This is a genomic window from Helicobacter pylori (assembly GCF_011140715.1).
Classification (GTDB): Bacteria; Campylobacterota; Campylobacteria; order Campylobacterales; family Helicobacteraceae; genus Helicobacter; species Helicobacter pylori_DA.
Map to the genome: position 1 here is coordinate 1 of NZ_SFZZ01000009.1, position 16955 is coordinate 16955.

Here is a 16955-nt window from a genome sequence, read left to right on the forward strand (position 1 = left end):
AAATAAGATTAAATAAGATTAAATAAGATTAAATAAGATTAAATAAGATTAAATAAGATTAAAAAGGGCATGCCCCCTATTAGCCCTAATCAAACATTTAGTGCTGTTTAAAAGGGCTATCCACGACTTTTTTCCTATCCACAATGTAGGGGATTAAAGCCATGTGGCGGGCTCTTTTGATCGCCACTTCCACCCTTTCTTGCCACTTTTTGCTGTTGCCTGTCAACCTCCTTGGCATGATTTTATAGCGCTCTGATAGCGTGTGCTTGAGCATGTCTAAATCTTTATAGTCAATAAAGCTGATTTTAGCTTCAGTGTATTTGCAATAGCGTTTTGAATAGCGTTTTCTTTCCATAATGTCTCCTTAATTTTAACCCTTAAAAGGGGATTTCTTCTTCATCAATATTGATTTCAGGCACGCTGTTTTGATACTTGGACGGCTGTGCTTGTAAATTCTCTTTAGCGTAAGCGTTTTGCGCATAACTTGGGGCTTGGTTAAAAGGATCTTGGCTGGGAGCGTTATGATTAGTGGGATAAGCGTTGTTGAAACCCTCATGCGTCATGTTATCTTGCATGGCGTTTGCCTGGGGATTGTCTGACTTTTTATCCATAAATTGCAACGAGTCCGCTGTGATAGTGTGGCGGGAATTTTTTTTACCCGTTTGATCCATCCAACTCTCATAAGTCAAACGCCCTTCTATCAAAACGCTTGAACCTTTGCTCAAATACTGGTTAGCGATTTCAGCCGTTCGCCCAAACAAACGCGCATCTATAAAGCACACTTCTTCGCCTAGCGTGCCGTCTTGTTTTTTAAAACGCCTGCTTGTGGCTAAACCTATTGTCGCCGCAGCCGAACCGCTAGGCAAATATTTCAACTCCACATTCCTAGTCAAACGCCCTACCATAATCACTTTATTAAACATGATAAGCCCTTATTCGCTATGAGATCCTACGCTTTCTGCTTCCTCTGTGTGGTGAGAATGCGTGTGTCCGGTTTTTTCGTGTTTTTCTTTAGCGTGTGATGGCTTTTTATTAGCCCTATCCACTAACGCATGCCACGCTTCTATTTCTTTTTTGCTTTCGTATTTGATCACAATGAAACGCAACACGTCTTCATTGATGCGATACAATCGTTCAAGCTCTAAAATCATGGACGGCTCTGCTTTGAAATACGCCACATAATAATAGCCTCTCTTGTGCTTTTTGATTTCATAAGCTAAATTACGCATGCCCATATCCAGGCTCGTTTCAATCACGCCGTGATGCTTGGTGATCACTTCTCTGTAAAATTCAATTTTGGATTTAATCTCTTCTTCTACTAAAGTAGGTTTGAGAATAAACATCGTTTCATAATGCCTCATCCATTCTCCTTGTGGTTGTATAGCCCTTTTTTTACTAAAAAGAGCAAGGTCTAAAAAACTTTTGATTATACCTTGCTTTCGCTTGTTTTTGGATTAAATGTTTCTCATCAAATATTGAAACTCAAAACTTTATTCTTAATTTTTTAAAAAATGGGGTTTTTAACTTCAATTTTTATAACAAAACTCATTCTCTTAAGGGGATAGGGGGTATTTTGAAATAACTCTCCCCCTTAACCCCCTTAAAATCCCCCTAACCCCCCAAGACCGCTTTTTAGTAAAGTTATCGCTTGCTTGACGCAAGCTCTTTTATTGTTAGATTATAAAAAACACCTTTCAGCATTTTTCAAGGGTTAATGATTTTTTGAATGGGGGTCAAATACAAAAAGCCCAATTCCTTTTGCCCTTGCATGCTTTGAAGGTGCCATAACCTAAAAATCTCAAAAATCCTCTTATAGCCGGCTTCTTTCAAACGCAAGGCGTTTTTGGCGTAATTTTCAGCAATCTCTTTAGGAGGAGCGTAGCCTAAAACCTCTTTAGTGTCCACTAAACCGGTCGTTTTAATGTGGGCGAAAAATAAAAAAAGCTGGTAAAAATACCGCTCTAACCCCCTTAAAATATCCGCATCCTTTTTGCCCTCTTTTAACAAATAATCATAAATATCAAGCACGCTTTTTTTCAAAAAAAGCCCTAAAATGAGCTTTTGCAAATCCATATCCCCCGCATTGGAGCTTAATTCTTGAATGTCTTCTAAAGCGATGGGCGTATTTAAAACCGCTAGCTTGTCTAAATCGTTAAATGAAATGCCTAAATCTTCGTTATTAATTTCAAAAAGAGCGTTTAAAAGATGGTCGCTGATGTCTAAATGTAAAAAATTAGCCCTTTCTTGTAAGAATTTCAAACTCTCCCAAGTTTTAGGGGTAAAAAAGCGTACGCAAATGGCTTCATCTTTCAAGGGGCTTTTTTGGAAAAATTTAACGATAGCATCGCTAGTGTATTTGTATTTGGTGGTGTCGCTTTTAGAGTTATAAAGCCCTATGATAAGCCTGTTATGGCTAGGCCGCTCTAAAGCTTTTAAAAAAAGATTGATATCATTTTCCTTAAATTTCTTATGCAGCGCAAAATCCAGTTTTAAAACGACTAAACTGCTCCCTCCAAATAAAGAATCCTGCTCTAAAAGAGTCGCAATCTGGCTTTTTTCATAATCGCTCGCATAAAAAAGCGAAGTTTCTGTGTCAGGGTTATTGCATTTAAAAAGCACGCTAATCGTTTGAATATAATAATGGATAAAAAAATCAAACTCCCCATACAAAAACACCGCTTTAGGGAGGCGCTGTTTTAAATAATGGTCCAAATCTTTACGATACATGCCCTTTGATCCTTTCTGTGATTTCGCCTCTAACCTGCCCTAAAATCAAATCCGCATGCGTGATTGTAACGCGCACCTTTTCTAACGGCTTAAAAACCTTGTTCGTTTTGATCAAAACTTTAAGCCCTATAAATTCTTTTAGCCCCACCACCACCCAATCTTTAACCTCTAAAACCACGCCCAAAAATTCTTTTTCTAAAAGTTCTAAAGCCAAGCGGGCGAATTTGCGCTTGATGAAATCCCTTTCAATCAAAGCGGTCTTTTTTTGTAAGGCGTTCAATTCAGCGCATAATTCAGGCGTTTCTTCTAACAAATACGAGCAGCCTTTAGCTTGATAAAACAACAATTCTTTTAAAAGCCTGTGCAAGGCTAGATCGCTGTATCGTCTAATGGGCGAAGTGAAATGCGTATAGCTGGCAAACCCCAAACCAAAATGGCTTTCTTGCATGGGGCTATAAAGGGCTAAATTTTGAGACTTGATGATTAAGCGTGAAACTTCTCTTTCTATACTCTTTTCTTTGGCTATCTTTAAGGCATGCTCTAAAAAAGGAAAAAAGCCCATGTTTTTAGGGCGCACAATTTCATAATCAAAAAGCTTGTCGTAGAGGCGTTTTTGCTGCTCCAAACTTGGCTCTTTGTGGGTGCGGTATATCCCCCTATTGTGAAAATGCTCATCTAATAACCTCGCGCTAGACTGGTTGGCTAAGAGCATGGCTTCTTCTATAAGGGTGTGCGCGTTGCTTTCTTTTTCTGTTTCAATTTTTTCTATACGCCCTTCTTTATTCAAATACAGTTTGTTTTCAAAGGAATTGAAATTAAACCCCTTTTTTAAACGCTCCTTTTTTAACTTTAAAGCCACCTCTAAAAACCCCAAAAGGCTTTGTTGCAAATCTTTATCTAAAGAGCTTTGTTGGGTGCTTAAAAAATGATTGATTTCTTCATAAGCGCAATTAGCCCTAACTTCAATAACGCCTTGAAATAATCGGGCGTTTTTCAAATCATCTAAAGGGATTTCATACACCAAAGCCAGGCGTTTTTCAAACGCTTTTAATGAGCATGCCCCTTGAGACAAACTCAAAGGCAACATGGGATAGACGCTATTAGGGAAATACACGCTAAAGCCCCTAATCCTAGCTTCTTTATCCAAACTGGAATGTTTCGGCACAAATTCGCTCACATCAGCAACCGCCACAAACAAAACCCTTTTTTCTTGGTCATAAAAAATCGCATCGTCAAAATCTTTAGCGTCTTTGGGGTCAATGGTGATAAAAGGGATGTGAGAGTAATTGATCCTGTCTTTAAAATCGCTCGCTTTGAGTTGCGCGTAATATTGCGCTAAATTCAAGCAATCTTTTGAAAAATCCTTAATCCTGTCAAAAAGGCTTAAAGAAAGGTTTTCATCTATTAAAGGGTCTTCTAAAGCCCCTAAAATTTCGCTGATCTCACGCTTTTTAAGATCGATCTTTACCACGCAATGCCTGGGCAATTCTAATAAGGATTTTTGGCTGTGCTTTAAAGAAACAGGTTTTTTAAAAGGCTCTTTAAAAGGGATAGCCACAATCTGGTTTTTTTCTTTAGCCAAGTAAGCTATCATCGTGTCTTGCGCATCAAAAAGTGCGGCTTTAAAAAAGGCTATGGGGCGTTTTTTAGAACATTCTATTTGGCATAAAATCAAAGCGTCTGTTTTAAAAGAAGGGGGTAAGTTTTTGATTAAAGGGTCTTTAGGGTAATTTTTCGCTAAAGAAACGAAAAATGCCTTATTTTTTACCCTTTCAATCTTGCCTATATCAAAGCCTTCTTTTAAAAGATAGCGATCCTTGTTTGATTGAAGCGCTTCTTTTAAAACGCCCTTTTCTACTAGGGGAGCGAATCGTTTAGGGATCTTTTTAACCCCAAAAAAAAGGCTTCTTAAAAACCCTTGCATCAAAAAACACTTCGCATGACTTCAAACGCTTTTGAATAAGGGATTTGAGAAGCGCTGAACTTTTCAAAACTTAAAGAGGCTTGATAGATGAGCATGTCTTTCCCGTCTTGAAAAGGGGTTTCTAACTCTTTGGCCAGAGATAAAAAGGGCGTTAAAAACCCATACGCTAAATCATAAGCGAGCTTGCCCTCTTTAAAATACCCTTTCAAAACCTCTTTATTCAAAGGCAATTCGTGATTCAAACTCGCTGAAGTGGCATTAATAATCAAATCAAAAGCACTTTTAGGAGGCTCCATAAAACAATCACAGCCCAAGCGTTGGAAAAAATCCAATCCCCTAGAAGAGCGGTTCAACACGCTCACTTTCAAGCCTTGTTGTTGTAATTCGCACGCTAGGGCTTTAGCACTCCCCCCAGCACCTAAAATCAAAGCGTTTTGGTAGTTTTTTTGCTTTAAAGAAAGATAAAACCCTAAAGCGTCGGTATTGTAACCCACAAGCTCATCATTTTCTAAAACAAGCGTATTGACTGCTCCGCATTCAAGCGCAATGCCCCTGATTTTGTCGCAAATTTGAAACGCCCTTTCTTTAAAGGGTAAGGTTACATTAGCCCCACTAAGCCCTAAAGTTAAAAACTCGTTTTTGATGCGGCTTTCTAAAGGGAGTAATATAGGGTGGTAATGCCCTAAAAACCCTAATTTTTTTTGAAAAGTCAAAAAACAAGCGTTATGGATTAGGGGCGATTTGGAATGTTTAATGGGATTTCCAAAAACCCCAAAAGATTTTAATTTCATTATTCTTTCATTCAGCCCTTTTTAAAAGTTTTAAAAACACATAGCCCTTTGTTTTATTAGAAAATTCAATTTCAGCCCAATCGTTTTGGATTTCTAAAACCTTCACGCTTTTGTCTTTTACAAGTGAGCCAATGATTTTGCCTTTTGTGCTAGGAAAAGCGCGCACGTTCACGCCACTGACTGCGACTTTATACTCTAAAGGTTTTTTTCCCATTGTGGGGGTTGTGGGGGTTTTTTGATCGTTTTGAACGGGCGAGACGCTGTCTTGTTTAGGTTCGTTTTCTTTTTCTTGCTCTTGTTTAATCTCTTGTTTGGTTTCTTTTTCTTGCGCGGTCGTTTCTAAAGGCGGCGCTGTGTCTTTGGTGGGGTTTTCTTCTGTGGCGGTTGTGGTTGCGTTGGCTTCTTCTTTAGGCGAAAGCGCGCTGTTTTGGCGCTCTGTCTCGCTTTTTTCTAAATTTTGGCTCATTGGAGCGCTGTCTTTTTTCACATAAAAACCAAGCACAGCATGCACTAAAGCATACAACAACATGAACGCCAAAACCACCAACAAAGGCCGCATAAAAAGTTTTAAAGAAGATTTCATCTCAGTTTTCATTCCTACCCTCAACGCTTTTCAAAATCAATCCTAGGGTCAATCACTACACAGAGCAAATCGCTTATCAAACTCGCCACCAAACCCAAAAGCGTGAAAATATAAAGCGAACCAAACACAACAGGATAATCCCTACTCACAATGCTTTCATACCCTAAAAGCCCTAACCCATCCAAGCTAAAAACAATCTCTATCAACAAACTTGAGCTAAAAAACATGCCCAAAAAAGCCTGCGGGAAACCCGCTACTACTAATAAAATCGCATTGCGGAACACATGCGCATAAAAAATACGCCCCACTGAACAGCCCTTAGCCTTAGCGCTCAGTACATAAAGCTTGCCCATTTCATCTAAAAAGGAGTTTTTCACTAAAAGCGTAAGGCTTGCAAAACCCCCTAAAGAAATGCAAAGAACGGGCAAGGTGATATGCCATAAATAATCCTTGATCTTACCTAACGCGCTCAAACTTTCAAAATTATCGCTCACCAGCCCCTTTAAAGGGAACCAGTGCCAATAATTCCCTCCAGCAAAAAACACGATCAACACCACCGCAAACAAAAAGGCCGGGATAGCGTTAGCGACAATGATCACCACGCTGCTTAACACATCTAAAGGCTCATTATTGCGTTTGGCCTTGAAAATCCCTAAAGGGATAGAAATAAGATAAATCAAAAGCGTGCTAAAAAACCCTAACGAAATGGATACCGGCAATTTTTCCTTAATCAAATCTATCACCTTAATCTGGCGGTAAAAACTCTCCCCAAAATCAAATTGCAGATATTTTTTGAGCATGAGAAGATAGCGTTCTCCTATGGGCTTGTCAAAACCATAGAGTTTTTTTAAATTTTCTATCAAATCGCTCTCCAGCCCTTGAGACGCCCTATACGAACGCTCTTTAACAAGACCTTGGGTTTCTTTGGACTGCGTGTTATTGATTTTAGCCATCATCTGCTCAATAGGGCCTCCTGGGGCGGATTGGATCAAAAAGAAATTGATAGTCATTATGGCTAATAAAGTAGGGATAATTAAAAGCAAGCGTTTAAGAATGTAAGCAATCATTTAGGACCCCTTTCTTTTTTTATCCACCATAAATACGGCGAAAATCCATAGCTAGGGCTGATTTCAGGCATGCCGATGTAATTATACGCTGCGATCCTGTAATTAGGCAAATAAAAATGCGGTATCACATAAAACCCCCACAACAGCACCCTATCCATCGCTTGAATGGCGGCTAATTGCTCCTTGTAATCTTTAGCGTTAATGATTTTTTCAATCAAATCATCTACCGCTTTACTAGAGATTCCTGCATAATTCCTTGTGCCTTTTTCTTTCGCACTCAAAGAGCCAAAATAAAAGCGCTGCTCATTACCCGGGAAAGACGATTGGCCAATCACTCCTACAATCATGTCAAAATCATAGCTTTTGACCCGATTGACATACTGGCTTAAATCCACTCTTTGGATTTTCATTTCAATCCCTAACACCCTTAAGTTTTTAGCAAAGGCTAGGGCCAGTCTTTCAAAGGCTGGGCTGTTTAAAAGCAAAGTGAAACTGAAAGGCTTGTTATTCTTATCCACCAAACGCATGTTTTTGTAAGAAAAGCCCGTGCTCTCTAAAAGCTTTTGGGCGTATTTTAAATTTTCCCTCAAATTATAGCCTAAAACATCAGGCCCATCGGTTCTAGGCACGACATAAGGCTCTTTAAAAACCCTTTCATCCAAACTCTTTTCATAAGGGGCTAACAGAACTTTTTCTTCAGGGCTTGGGAGGGGAGGGGACGCATAGATAGAGTTACTGAAAAAACTGGTGGTGCGCTTGTATTGCGAAAAAAACAAATTTTTATTCGCCCATTCAAAATCAAACGCATAAAACAAGGCTTCACGAACCCTTTTATCCTTGAAAATTTCCCGGCGCGTGTTGAAGAAAAACCCTTGCATGCCGCTTGGCATTTTGTGGGCTATGAGGTATTTAGTGATTTTTTTATTATCCATAGCTTTCCCCACATAGCCCCTAGCCCAAACCTTAGCCGTGCTTTCAAGGCGCCAATCATACGCCCCACTTAAAAAAGCCTGTAAAGCGATGGTTTCGTCTTTGTAATACTCAAATTTGATCTCATCAAAATTGAATTGCCCCTTTCTGCTAGGCAAATTTTTCGCCCAATAATTAGGGTTTCTTTGGTAGGTGATTTTCTTGCCCACATCAAAAGAAGCGATCACATAAGGGCCGCTAGAAACAGGAATGAGTAAAGGGTTTTTTTCAAAATAATCCTTTTGAAACGCTTTTTTGGAAAAGATTTGCAACTGCCCTAAAATGAGGGGCAATTCTTTATTTTCAGTGGTTTTGAAAATGAATTTAACATGGTGTTTGTCTAAAACAACCGCCTTTTTAACATCTTGGTAATACTGCCTATAAAGGGGCGATCCTAATTTCATGATCGTATCAAAACTAAACTTCACGTCGCTCGCTAAAATAGGGGCGTTATTGCTGAATCTCGCTCTTTTATCTAGGGTAAAAATCACATAGCTGTTATCCTTAGCCACTTCTGCGTCTTTAGCGATTAAGGGGTATTCTGCAAAAGGTTCGTCCAAACTTTGCACCATTAAAGTGTCATAAATGAGATCCAAGCCTTCGGCTTTAGTGCCTTTAAGCGCGAAAGGGTTAAGGCTATCAAAAGTCCCTATGGCGTCATTTTTTAAAACACCGCCCTTTTTAGCGTTAGGGTTAGCGTATTCAAAATGCGTGAAATTGTCTTTATATTTAGGCTCTTCGCCCAAGTATAAATAAGGCGTAGCTTTAAGGAAACAAAACACCCCTAACCATAAACTTAAAATTTTAAAGACCATTCAAACTAACCCCATCAATTCTTTAGCCTTTTGGTAAGTCGCTTTCGCTAAAGGCCTGGCTTTTTCAGTGCCGCAATTTAAAATGGCTTTCACCTCATCATCGCTGATTTCTTTGTATCTTTCTTGGATGGGTTTTAAAGCCTGGATCATTACTTCAGCCAATTCCTTTTTAAAATCCCCATAGCCCTTATTTTTGAAACGCTCCTCTATCTTTTCTGGGCTTTCATTGCTTAAAAGCATGTAAATATTTAAAAGGTTAAAAATGCCCTCTCTTTTTTCATCAAAGGCAATAACGCCCATAGAATCCGTGGCCGCTTTTTTGATTTTTTTCACAATAATATCCGGCTCATCTAAAAGAAAAATCGCATGGTTAGCCCCTTTATGCGATTTACTCATCTTCACTTTTGGATCGTCTAGCCCCATAACCCTTGCCCCCACTTTAGCGATCAAAGGCTCTGGCACTTTAAAGCAGTTCCCAAAATCCCTGTTAAATTTTTCTGCAACGTTTCGCGTGAGCTCTAAATGCTGTTTTTGATCTTCGCCCACTGGCACTAAATCGCTTTGGTATAATAAAATATCTGACGCCATCAAAATAGGGTAATTGAAAAGCCCCACATTCACGCTTTTAGGGTTTTTTAAAGACTTGTCTTTGAATTGCGTCATTCTTTGCATTTCTCCCATAGACACCTGACAATTTAATAGCCATGCTAAAGCCGGGTGCTCATCCACTTCACTTTGAATGAATAACCCCGATTGCTTGGGATTAATCCCGCAAGCTAAAAGCAATTTGACTAACTCATAGGTTTGGGATTTTAAAAATGCAGGATCTATGGGTAGGGTGATCGCATGCGAATTGACGACACAAAAAAGGTTTTCATATTCATCTTGCATCTCTACCCAATGCTTGATCGCTCCTAAATAGTTGCCCAAGTGGATTTGCCCGGTAGGTTGGATGCCTGAAAAGACTCGTTTTTTATGCATGTTGTTTCTCGTTGTTTTAGTTAGTGTTATTGTAACCACCTAATTTTAATATTTTAATTTAATCTATTTAATCTTGATTTAATCTTGGTTTTTAAGAACGCTTGATCCCCGAAAAAAGTAACACTTCATAGCTCAATTTTTCAAACGCCATGTTTTGGAAAAAATGTTTTTTTTGCTTGAAACTCAGCGTTGAACCCCCCAAAAGACCGCATTTTTTAAGGTAATTCAAGCCATCTTGTTTGCGGTTGAAATAAAGGGAAAAGCGCTTGTTTTCCAATTCTATTTGAAAATGTTTAAAAGCGTTTTTAATCAAGGATTTGAGCGTTTTGAGATCCCTTAAAGGCGAAAGCGTGCCTAAAAATTCATGCACTTCATGCAAACTAAAATCCGTATGGATAGCTAAAGCCACCTCCTTACTAGAAAGAGCGATTTTTTCTAAAACGCTTTTTAAATCCCTTGCCCATTGCAAAGAAGAAGAAGACACAACCAGATCATAATCGCAAAAAACATGTTCTTCAAAATCCGCATGCTCTAAAGAGATTTTTTGAATGTTAAGAGAATGCGTAGGGTGTAATTTGAGCATGTTCATGGAATTATCCAAAGCGATAAAATTTTCAATCACAATATGTTGCCGCTCTAAAGCGTTAAAAACAGCCCCACTCCCCGATCCTAAATCCAAAACTTTAGCGTAATGTTTTTGTTTTAAAAATTGAACAAGACAGATAGCGATTTGTTGCTGGATATGAGCAAAAAGGTGATAAGTTTTGGCATGCCTATTGAATGCATGCTGATTGAGTGAATGAAAAGAGTCCAACACCACCGCCTTTAACGTGCCACGCTTGAAATTAAAACTAAATTTTAGTGTATTCTTAGCAAATTTTAGATAAGATCAAGGGTAATTTTTTCTAAATTTTAGGGATTTAAGGAATCAGTGTTTATGACAAGCGCTCTGTTAGGCTTACAAATTGTTTTAGCGGTATTGATTGTGGTGGTGGTTTTGTTGCAAAAAAGTTCTAGCATCGGCTTAGGGGCTTATAGCGGGAGCAACGATTCTTTATTTGGCGCTAAAGGGCCCGCAAGCTTTATGGCGAAATTGACCATGTTTTTAGGGCTGTTATTTGTCATCAACACCATCGCTTTGGGCTATTTTTACAACAAAGAATACGGCAAAAGCATTTTAGATGAAACTAAAACTAAGCTTTCGCCCTTAGTCCCTGCCACCGGCACGCTTAACCCTACGCTCAACCCCACGCTCAACCCTACGCTCAATCCCACGCTAAACCCTACGCTCAACCCTTTAGAGCAAGCCCCAACTAATCCTTTAATGCCACAACAAACGCCTAACGAACTCCCTAAAGAGCCAGCCAAAGCACCTTCTGTTGAAAGCCCCAAACAGAATGAAAAAAATGAAAAAAATGACGCCAAAGAGAATGGTATAAAGGGTGTTGAAAAAACCAAAGAGAACGCCAAAACGCCCCCAACCACCCACCAAAAGCCTAAAACGCATGCGACGCAAACCAACGCCCATACCAACCAAAAAAAGGATGAAAAATAATGTTACAAGCCATTTATAATGAAACCAAAGATTTGATGCAAAAAAGCGTTCAAGCTTTAAGCAGAGATTTTTCCACTCTAAGGAGCGCGAAAGTTTCAGTCAATATTTTAGATCACATCAAAGTGGATTATTACGGCACGCCCACGGCATTAAATCAAGTCGGATCCGTGATGAGCTTGGATGCGACCACCCTTCAAATCAGCCCATGGGAAAAAAACCTGCTCAAAGAAATTGAACGATCCATTCAAGAAGCCAATATTGGCGTCAATCCTAATAACGACGGCGAAACGATCAAGCTTTTTTTCCCGCCCATGACAAGTGAGCAAAGGAAGCTCATCGCAAAAGACGCCAAAGCGATGGGCGAAAAGGCTAAAGTGGCTGTGAGGAATATCCGCCAAGACGCTAACAACCAGGTGAAAAAATTAGAAAAAGACAAAGAAATCAGCGAAGATGAAAGCAAGAAAGCCCAAGAACAGATCCAAAAAATCACCGATGAAGCCATTAAAAAAATTGATGAAAGCGTAAAAAACAAAGAAGACGCGATCTTAAAGGTCTAAACCATGGATATTAAGGCATGTTATCAAAACGCTCAAGCGTTGTTAGAGGGGCATTTCTTGCTCAGTAGCGGGTTTCATTCCAATTATTATTTGCAATCCGCTAAAGTTTTAGAAGATCCCAAACTGGCCGAACAATTAGCCAAAGAATTAGCCAAACAAATCCAAGAAGCTCATTTGAATATTGAATGCGTTTGCTCGCCTGCGATTGGGGGGATCTTAGCTGGGTATGAGCTTGCAAGGGCTTTGGGCGTGCGTTTTATCTTCACCGAAAGGGTGGATAATACCATGACATTAAGGCGTGGTTTTGAAGTCAAAAAAAACGAAAAAATTTTAGTGTGTGAGGACATCATCACTACGGGAAAATCCGCCATGGAATGCGCTAAAGTCTTAGAAGAAAAGGGCGCTCAAATCGTGGCTTTTGGCGCTCTAGCCAATCGGGGCATTTGCAAACGCGCTCATTCTCACTTGAAAGCCCAAGAGGGCGCGTGTTTGCCTAGCCATTTGCCCCTGTTTGCTTTAGAAGATTTTGTTTTTGACATGCACAAGCCTAGCTCTTGCCCTTTATGCGCTACTAGCGTCGCTATCAAACCGGGAAGTCGTGGCAACTAAAAAAACCAAAAGAAATAAAACCCCAGAAAAAAAACGCACTTTAGAAAGCCCTTTAAAAGGGTTGAATCTCTCTTTACGCTTAAAGGCTTTCATCACCGATATTTTTATGATTTATACCCCCATGCTTTATATAATGACTTATGCGATTTTAGGGAGCGCGAAGGATTTTAGGGAAAACCAGAGCGCGATTTTTTTATGCCTGCTTTTTTACGCCCTAACGCACAGCTTTTTTATCGCTTTTAAATCCCAAAGCCCTGGCATGCGTTACGCTCAGTTTAAATTAGTCAAAAATAATGGCGAAAAAGTGGGCTTTTTTTTGGCGTTGTGGCGCTTTGTTTTGTGGGTGTTGAGCATGGGGTTACTTATAGGGTTTGTTACGCCTTTTATTTTTAAGTTTTTTTTGCATGACAAACTCAGCGGCACTCGTATTGAAATTATCAAGGAGGAAACATGAAAAATTTAGTGATCCTAAGTGGGGCTGGCATTTCAGCAGAAAGCGGGATTAAAACCTTTAGGGACGCTGATGGCTTGTGGGAAGGGCATGACATCATGGAAGTCGCTTCGCCTTATGGCTGGAAAAAGAACCCGCAAAAGGTGTTGGATTTTTACAACCAAAGGCGCCGACAGCTTTTTGAAGTTTATCCTAACAAGGCCCATAAGGCTTTAGCGGAATTGGAAAAACACTATCAAGTCCATATCATCACCCAAAATGTAGATGATTTGCATGAAAGAGCGGGTTCTTCTCGCATTTTGCACTTGCATGGGGAAATATTGAGCGTTCGCAGCGAAAAAGATCCTAATTTAGTTTATAGGTGGGAAAAGGACTTGAATTTAGGCGACTTGGCCAAGGACAAATCGCAATTACGCCCCAATATTGCGTGGTTTGGCGAAGAGGTGCCTTTGCTTAAAGAAGCGATTTCTTTAGTCAAACAAGCGCACCTTTTAATCATCATTGGCACTTCTTTGCAAGTCTATCCGGCCGCTAGCCTCTACACGCATGCACATAAAGACGCCCTCATTTATTACATTGACCCTAAGGCTAAAAACGCCCGTTTGCCCCAGAATATCCAATGCATTAATGAAAGCGCGGTGCATGCCATGCAAGATTTAATGCCCAAACTCATAGAAATGGCCTCTTAAGAAATGTTAAAATAATTTTTATTTTTTCAGCTAACGATTAGCAAAAACATGGTTTAATTGGCTTCATCATTTGCTAGTAATTAAAGGAGTTTGAGAGCCTGATGCAACAAGCCACAGAAGCATTGAATCACCCCTATTTTGGCGTTTTCGTTTTGTTGGTATTCACCTTTTGGGTGTTTAACTTAACTTTAAGGATTCAAAGGTTTTTAAGCCGTAAAATGGCTCAAAAAAAGGGCGAAAAGCTCAAGCTCGCTCCCTATGAATGCGGGCCTGTGGCTCTCAAACAGCCTAATAGAGTGTCGCACCATTTCTATATCATGGCCATGCTTTTTATTTTATTTGATGTAGAAATCGTTTTCATGTTCCCTTGGGCGATTGATTTTAAAAAATTAGGCTTGTTCGGGCTCGTTGAAATGCTAGGCTTTGTATTCTTTTTAACGATTGGTTTTATTTACGCTTTAAAGCGAAACGCTTTGAGCTGGCAGAAATTAGAGGTGAAATAATGCAACAAGCACCGGTTGTTCTAAGCACTTTGGATAAATTATTGAATTGGGGGCGTTCTAATTCGCTCTGGCCCTTAACTTATGGCTTGGCGTGTTGCGCGATTGAGATGATGGCGACAGGGGGTTCAAGGTTTGATTTTGACCGGTTTGGCACGATTTTTAGAGCGAGCCCTAGGCAATCGGATGTGATGATCATTGCTGGCACGCTCACTAAAAAGCATGCCGAATTCATGCGTAGGCTCTATGATCAAATGCCTGAACCTAAATGGGTGATTTCTATGGGGAGTTGCGCTAACACGGGCGGGATGTTCAACACTTATGCGACCGTTCAAGGAGCGGATAGGATCGTTCCTGTGGATATTTATTTGCCCGGTTGCGCGCCGCGTCCAGAAACTTTACAATACGCTCTTATGGTTTTGCAAGATAAAATCAGACGCTCTAAAGCGATCAAACAAGACGCTCCTAAAAGGTTAGTGTGATGGTAAGAAAACAATCCCCCTATGAAGATGTGCAAAAACAATCGCGCCAGCATGACCCCTATAAAATCATAGAACCCACCCCTAAAAAATATTTAGAGGGCAGTGCTTATGAGGTCATTTACAACCACCTTTCTTACAAACATGAGATTTTAGACAAATACATAGAGACTAACACGGCGGTGTTTTGGATCAAAAAAGACGATATTTTTTCTGTCGCTACGACTTTAAGGCATTTGGGTTATGAGTGTTTGAGCGAAATGAGCGCGATAGATTTGTGCGCTAAAAAAGGGCATTTTGAATTGTTTTATCAATTTGTGGGTTTTAGCGATAGCTGCAAGAACCGCCGTAGGGTGCGCGTGAAGTGCGTTTTGTTGCCTAATGAGAGCGTGGATTCTTTGAGTTTTTTATACCGATCGGCTAATTGGAGCGAAAGGGAAGCGTATGATTTGCTTGGCATTGTGTTTGACAAACACCCCTATTTGAAACGCCTTATCATGCCGCATGATTGGGTAGGCCACCCCTTATTGCGTTCTTACCCGCTCAAAGGCGATGAATTCGCTCAATGGTATGAAGTGGATAAAATTTTTGGCAAAGAATATCGAGAAGTGGTGGGCAAAGAGCAGAGAGACAGCGCGAGAGTGGATGAAAAAGACACTTTCAATTTCGCCAAAATTGGCTATGAGCAGGGCAAGGGCGAAGAATTAAAAGAAGTAGAAGAAAAGCATGCGTTTAAGAAAATCCCTTTTGTCAAAGATTTGCACAAAATCGCCCCCACTATCTTAAAAAAGAGGCTATAAAATGGCTCAAAATTTCACGAAACTCAACCCTCAGTTTGAAAACATCATTTTTGAACATGACGACAACCAAATGATTTTAAACTTTGGCCCTCAACACCCCAGTAGCCATGGGCAATTGCGCTTGATTTTGGAATTAGAGGGCGAAAAAATCATTAAGGCTACCCCTGAAATTGGCTACTTGCATAGAGGCTGTGAAAAATTAGGCGAAAACATGACCTATAACGAATACATGCCCACTACCGACAGATTGGATTACACTTCTTCTACCAGCAATAACTACGCTTACGCTTATGCGGTAGAGACCTTACTCAATTTAGAAATCCCACGCCGAGCGCAAGTGATCCGCACGATTTTACTAGAGCTTAACCGCATGATTTCACACATCTTTTTTATCAGCGTGCATGCTTTAGATGTGGGGGCGATGAGCGTGTTTTTGTATGCGTTTAAAACGAGGGAATATGGGTTGGATTTGATGGAGGATTATTGCGGGGCTAGGCTCACGCATAACGCTATAAGGATTGGGGGCGTGCCTTTAGATTTACCTCCTAATTGGTTAGAGGGCTTGAAAAAGTTTTTAGGCGAAATGAGGGAATGCAAAAAACTCATTCAAGGCTTATTGGATAAGAATCGCATTTGGCGGATGCGCTTGGAAAATGTGGGCGTTGTAACGCCCAAAATGGCGCAAAGTTGGGGCATGAGCGGTATCATGTTAAGAGGGACTGGGATCGCTTATGACATTAGAAAAGAAGAGCCTTATGAGCTTTATAAAGAGCTTGATTTTGATGTGCCGGTGGGCAATTATGGCGATAGCTATGATCGGTATTGTTTGTATATGTTAGAAATTGATGAAAGCATTCGCATCATTGAGCAACTCATTCCCATGTATGCTAAAACCGATACGCCTATCATGGCTCAAAACCCGCATTATATTTCTGCCCCTAAAGAAGATATAATGACGCAAAACTACGCCTTGATGCAGCATTTTGTTTTAGTGGCTCAAGGCATGCGCCCGCCCGTTGGGGAAGTGTATGCCCCCACAGAAAGCCCTAAAGGGGAATTAGGGTTTTTTATCCATTCAGAGGGCGAGCCTTACCCTCATAGACTAAAAATCAGAGCCCCTAGCTTTTATCACATTGGGGCTTTGAGCGATATTTTAGTGGGGCAATATTTAGCGGATGCGGTAACCGTGATTGGCTCAACCAATGCGGTGTTTGGCGAGGTGGATAGATGAAACGCTTTGATTTACGCCCCTTAAAAGCAGATATTTTTGAACGCTTAGAAGAATTGATTGAAAAAGAAATGCAACCTAATGAAGTCGCTATTTTCATGTTTGAAGTGGGGGATTTTTCTAATATCCCTAAGAGCGCTGAATTTATCCAATCCAAAGGGCATGAGCTTCTCAATTCTTTGCGTTTCAATCAAGCGGATTGGACGATTGTCGTGAGAAAAAAGGCTTGA

The 16955-nt window shown here is 40.2% G+C and carries 21 protein-coding genes; 10 read left to right on the forward strand and 11 right to left on the reverse strand.

Annotated elements, in window-relative coordinates:
* Positions 1-97: 97 nt before the first annotated feature.
* The 11 genes from rpsR to EWZ81_RS00280 form a co-directional block, all read right to left on the reverse strand.
* Positions 98-355 carry a 30S ribosomal protein S18 gene (gene rpsR, locus EWZ81_RS00230; protein ID WP_000440196.1) on the reverse strand — a complete coding sequence of 86 codons (258 nt, stop codon included), beginning with the start codon at positions 353-355 and terminating at the stop codon, positions 98-100.
* Positions 356-377: 22 nt separating this feature from the next.
* Complete coding sequence (locus tag EWZ81_RS00235) at positions 378-923, reverse strand: single-stranded DNA-binding protein (protein WP_165548505.1); 546 nt, start codon at positions 921-923, stop codon at positions 378-380.
* A gap of 9 nt (positions 924-932) precedes the next feature.
* Positions 933-1361 carry a 30S ribosomal protein S6 gene (rpsF, locus tag EWZ81_RS00240; protein ID WP_165548508.1) on the reverse strand — a complete coding sequence of 143 codons (429 nt, stop codon included), beginning with the start codon at positions 1359-1361 and terminating at the stop codon, positions 933-935.
* 343 nt (positions 1362-1704) lie between these two features.
* Positions 1705-2727 carry a DNA polymerase III subunit delta gene (gene holA, locus EWZ81_RS00245; RefSeq protein WP_165548510.1) on the reverse strand — a complete coding sequence of 341 codons (1023 nt, stop codon included), beginning with the start codon at positions 2725-2727 and terminating at the stop codon, positions 1705-1707.
* Positions 2717-4651 carry a ribonuclease catalytic domain-containing protein gene (locus tag EWZ81_RS00250; RefSeq protein WP_165548512.1) on the reverse strand — a complete coding sequence of 645 codons (1935 nt, stop codon included), beginning with the start codon at positions 4649-4651 and terminating at the stop codon, positions 2717-2719. The genes holA and EWZ81_RS00250 overlap by 11 nt, the downstream gene beginning before the upstream one ends.
* Positions 4651-5442, reverse strand: coding sequence for a shikimate dehydrogenase (locus EWZ81_RS00255; protein WP_165548515.1), 792 nt, complete (start codon positions 5440-5442; stop codon positions 4651-4653). Before EWZ81_RS00255 ends, EWZ81_RS00250 begins: the two co-directional genes overlap by 1 nt.
* A gap of 7 nt (positions 5443-5449) precedes the next feature.
* A complete protein-coding gene (locus EWZ81_RS00260) occupies positions 5450-6037 on the reverse strand; it encodes an SH3 domain-containing protein (protein WP_165548517.1) in 588 nt (195 codons plus the stop codon).
* An 8-nt stretch (positions 6038-6045) separates the two neighbouring features.
* Positions 6046-7092: a microcin C ABC transporter permease YejB gene (locus EWZ81_RS00265; RefSeq protein WP_165548519.1), complete on the reverse strand. Its 1047-nt coding sequence runs from the start codon at positions 7090-7092 to the stop codon at positions 6046-6048.
* On the reverse strand, positions 7089-8876 hold the full coding sequence (locus EWZ81_RS00270; protein ID WP_165548521.1) for an extracellular solute-binding protein: 1788 nt from the start codon (positions 8874-8876) through the stop codon (positions 7089-7091). The genes EWZ81_RS00265 and EWZ81_RS00270 overlap by 4 nt, the downstream gene beginning before the upstream one ends.
* Complete coding sequence (gene trpS / locus EWZ81_RS00275; protein ID WP_165548523.1) at positions 8877-9857, reverse strand: tryptophan--tRNA ligase; 981 nt, start codon at positions 9855-9857, stop codon at positions 8877-8879.
* A 91-nt stretch (positions 9858-9948) separates the two neighbouring features.
* Positions 9949-10677, reverse strand: a complete 729-nt coding sequence (locus EWZ81_RS00280; protein WP_165548525.1) for a methyltransferase domain-containing protein — start codon at positions 10675-10677, stop codon at positions 9949-9951.
* Between the two features lie 117 nt (positions 10678-10794).
* On the opposite strand from EWZ81_RS00280, the gene secG reads away from it, so the two are divergent.
* The 10 genes from secG to EWZ81_RS00330 all read left to right on the forward strand — a co-directional run bounded on the left by secG (position 10795) and on the right by EWZ81_RS00330 (position 16955).
* Entirely contained in the window at positions 10795-11412 is a 618-nt protein-coding gene (secG, locus tag EWZ81_RS00285) for a preprotein translocase subunit SecG (RefSeq protein ID WP_165548528.1), read from the forward strand.
* The gene (gene frr / locus EWZ81_RS00290; protein ID WP_079338532.1) at positions 11412-11969 is read left to right on the forward strand and encodes a ribosome recycling factor; all 558 of its coding nucleotides are present in this window, start codon (positions 11412-11414) and stop codon (positions 11967-11969) included. Before secG ends, frr begins: the two co-directional genes overlap by 1 nt.
* 3 nt (positions 11970-11972) lie before the next feature.
* Positions 11973-12578 carry an orotate phosphoribosyltransferase gene (gene pyrE, locus EWZ81_RS00295; RefSeq protein ID WP_079369725.1) on the forward strand — a complete coding sequence of 202 codons (606 nt, stop codon included), beginning with the start codon at positions 11973-11975 and terminating at the stop codon, positions 12576-12578.
* Positions 12568-13032: an RDD family protein gene (locus EWZ81_RS00300; protein WP_165548530.1), complete on the forward strand. Its 465-nt coding sequence runs from the start codon at positions 12568-12570 to the stop codon at positions 13030-13032. The genes pyrE and EWZ81_RS00300 overlap by 11 nt, the downstream gene beginning before the upstream one ends.
* On the forward strand, positions 13029-13718 hold the full coding sequence (locus tag EWZ81_RS00305) for an SIR2 family NAD-dependent protein deacylase (protein ID WP_165548532.1): 690 nt from the start codon (positions 13029-13031) through the stop codon (positions 13716-13718). Before EWZ81_RS00300 ends, EWZ81_RS00305 begins: the two co-directional genes overlap by 4 nt.
* A gap of 101 nt (positions 13719-13819) precedes the next feature.
* Complete coding sequence (locus EWZ81_RS00310; RefSeq protein WP_001183540.1) at positions 13820-14221, forward strand: NAD(P)H-quinone oxidoreductase subunit 3; 402 nt, start codon at positions 13820-13822, stop codon at positions 14219-14221.
* Entirely contained in the window at positions 14221-14700 is a 480-nt protein-coding gene (nuoB, locus tag EWZ81_RS00315) for a NuoB/complex I 20 kDa subunit family protein (RefSeq protein ID WP_001183508.1), read from the forward strand. Before EWZ81_RS00310 ends, nuoB begins: the two co-directional genes overlap by 1 nt.
* Positions 14700-15497 (forward strand): NADH-quinone oxidoreductase subunit C, encoded by a 798-nt coding sequence (locus EWZ81_RS00320; RefSeq protein WP_001901061.1) that lies wholly within the window; start codon positions 14700-14702, stop codon positions 15495-15497. The genes nuoB and EWZ81_RS00320 overlap by 1 nt, the downstream gene beginning before the upstream one ends.
* 1 nt (position 15498) lies before the next feature.
* Entirely contained in the window at positions 15499-16728 is a 1230-nt protein-coding gene (nuoD, locus tag EWZ81_RS00325) for an NADH dehydrogenase (quinone) subunit D (protein WP_000068229.1), read from the forward strand.
* Complete coding sequence (locus EWZ81_RS00330; protein WP_000819164.1) at positions 16725-16955, forward strand: NADH-ubiquinone oxidoreductase subunit E family protein; 231 nt, start codon at positions 16725-16727, stop codon at positions 16953-16955. The genes nuoD and EWZ81_RS00330 overlap by 4 nt, the downstream gene beginning before the upstream one ends.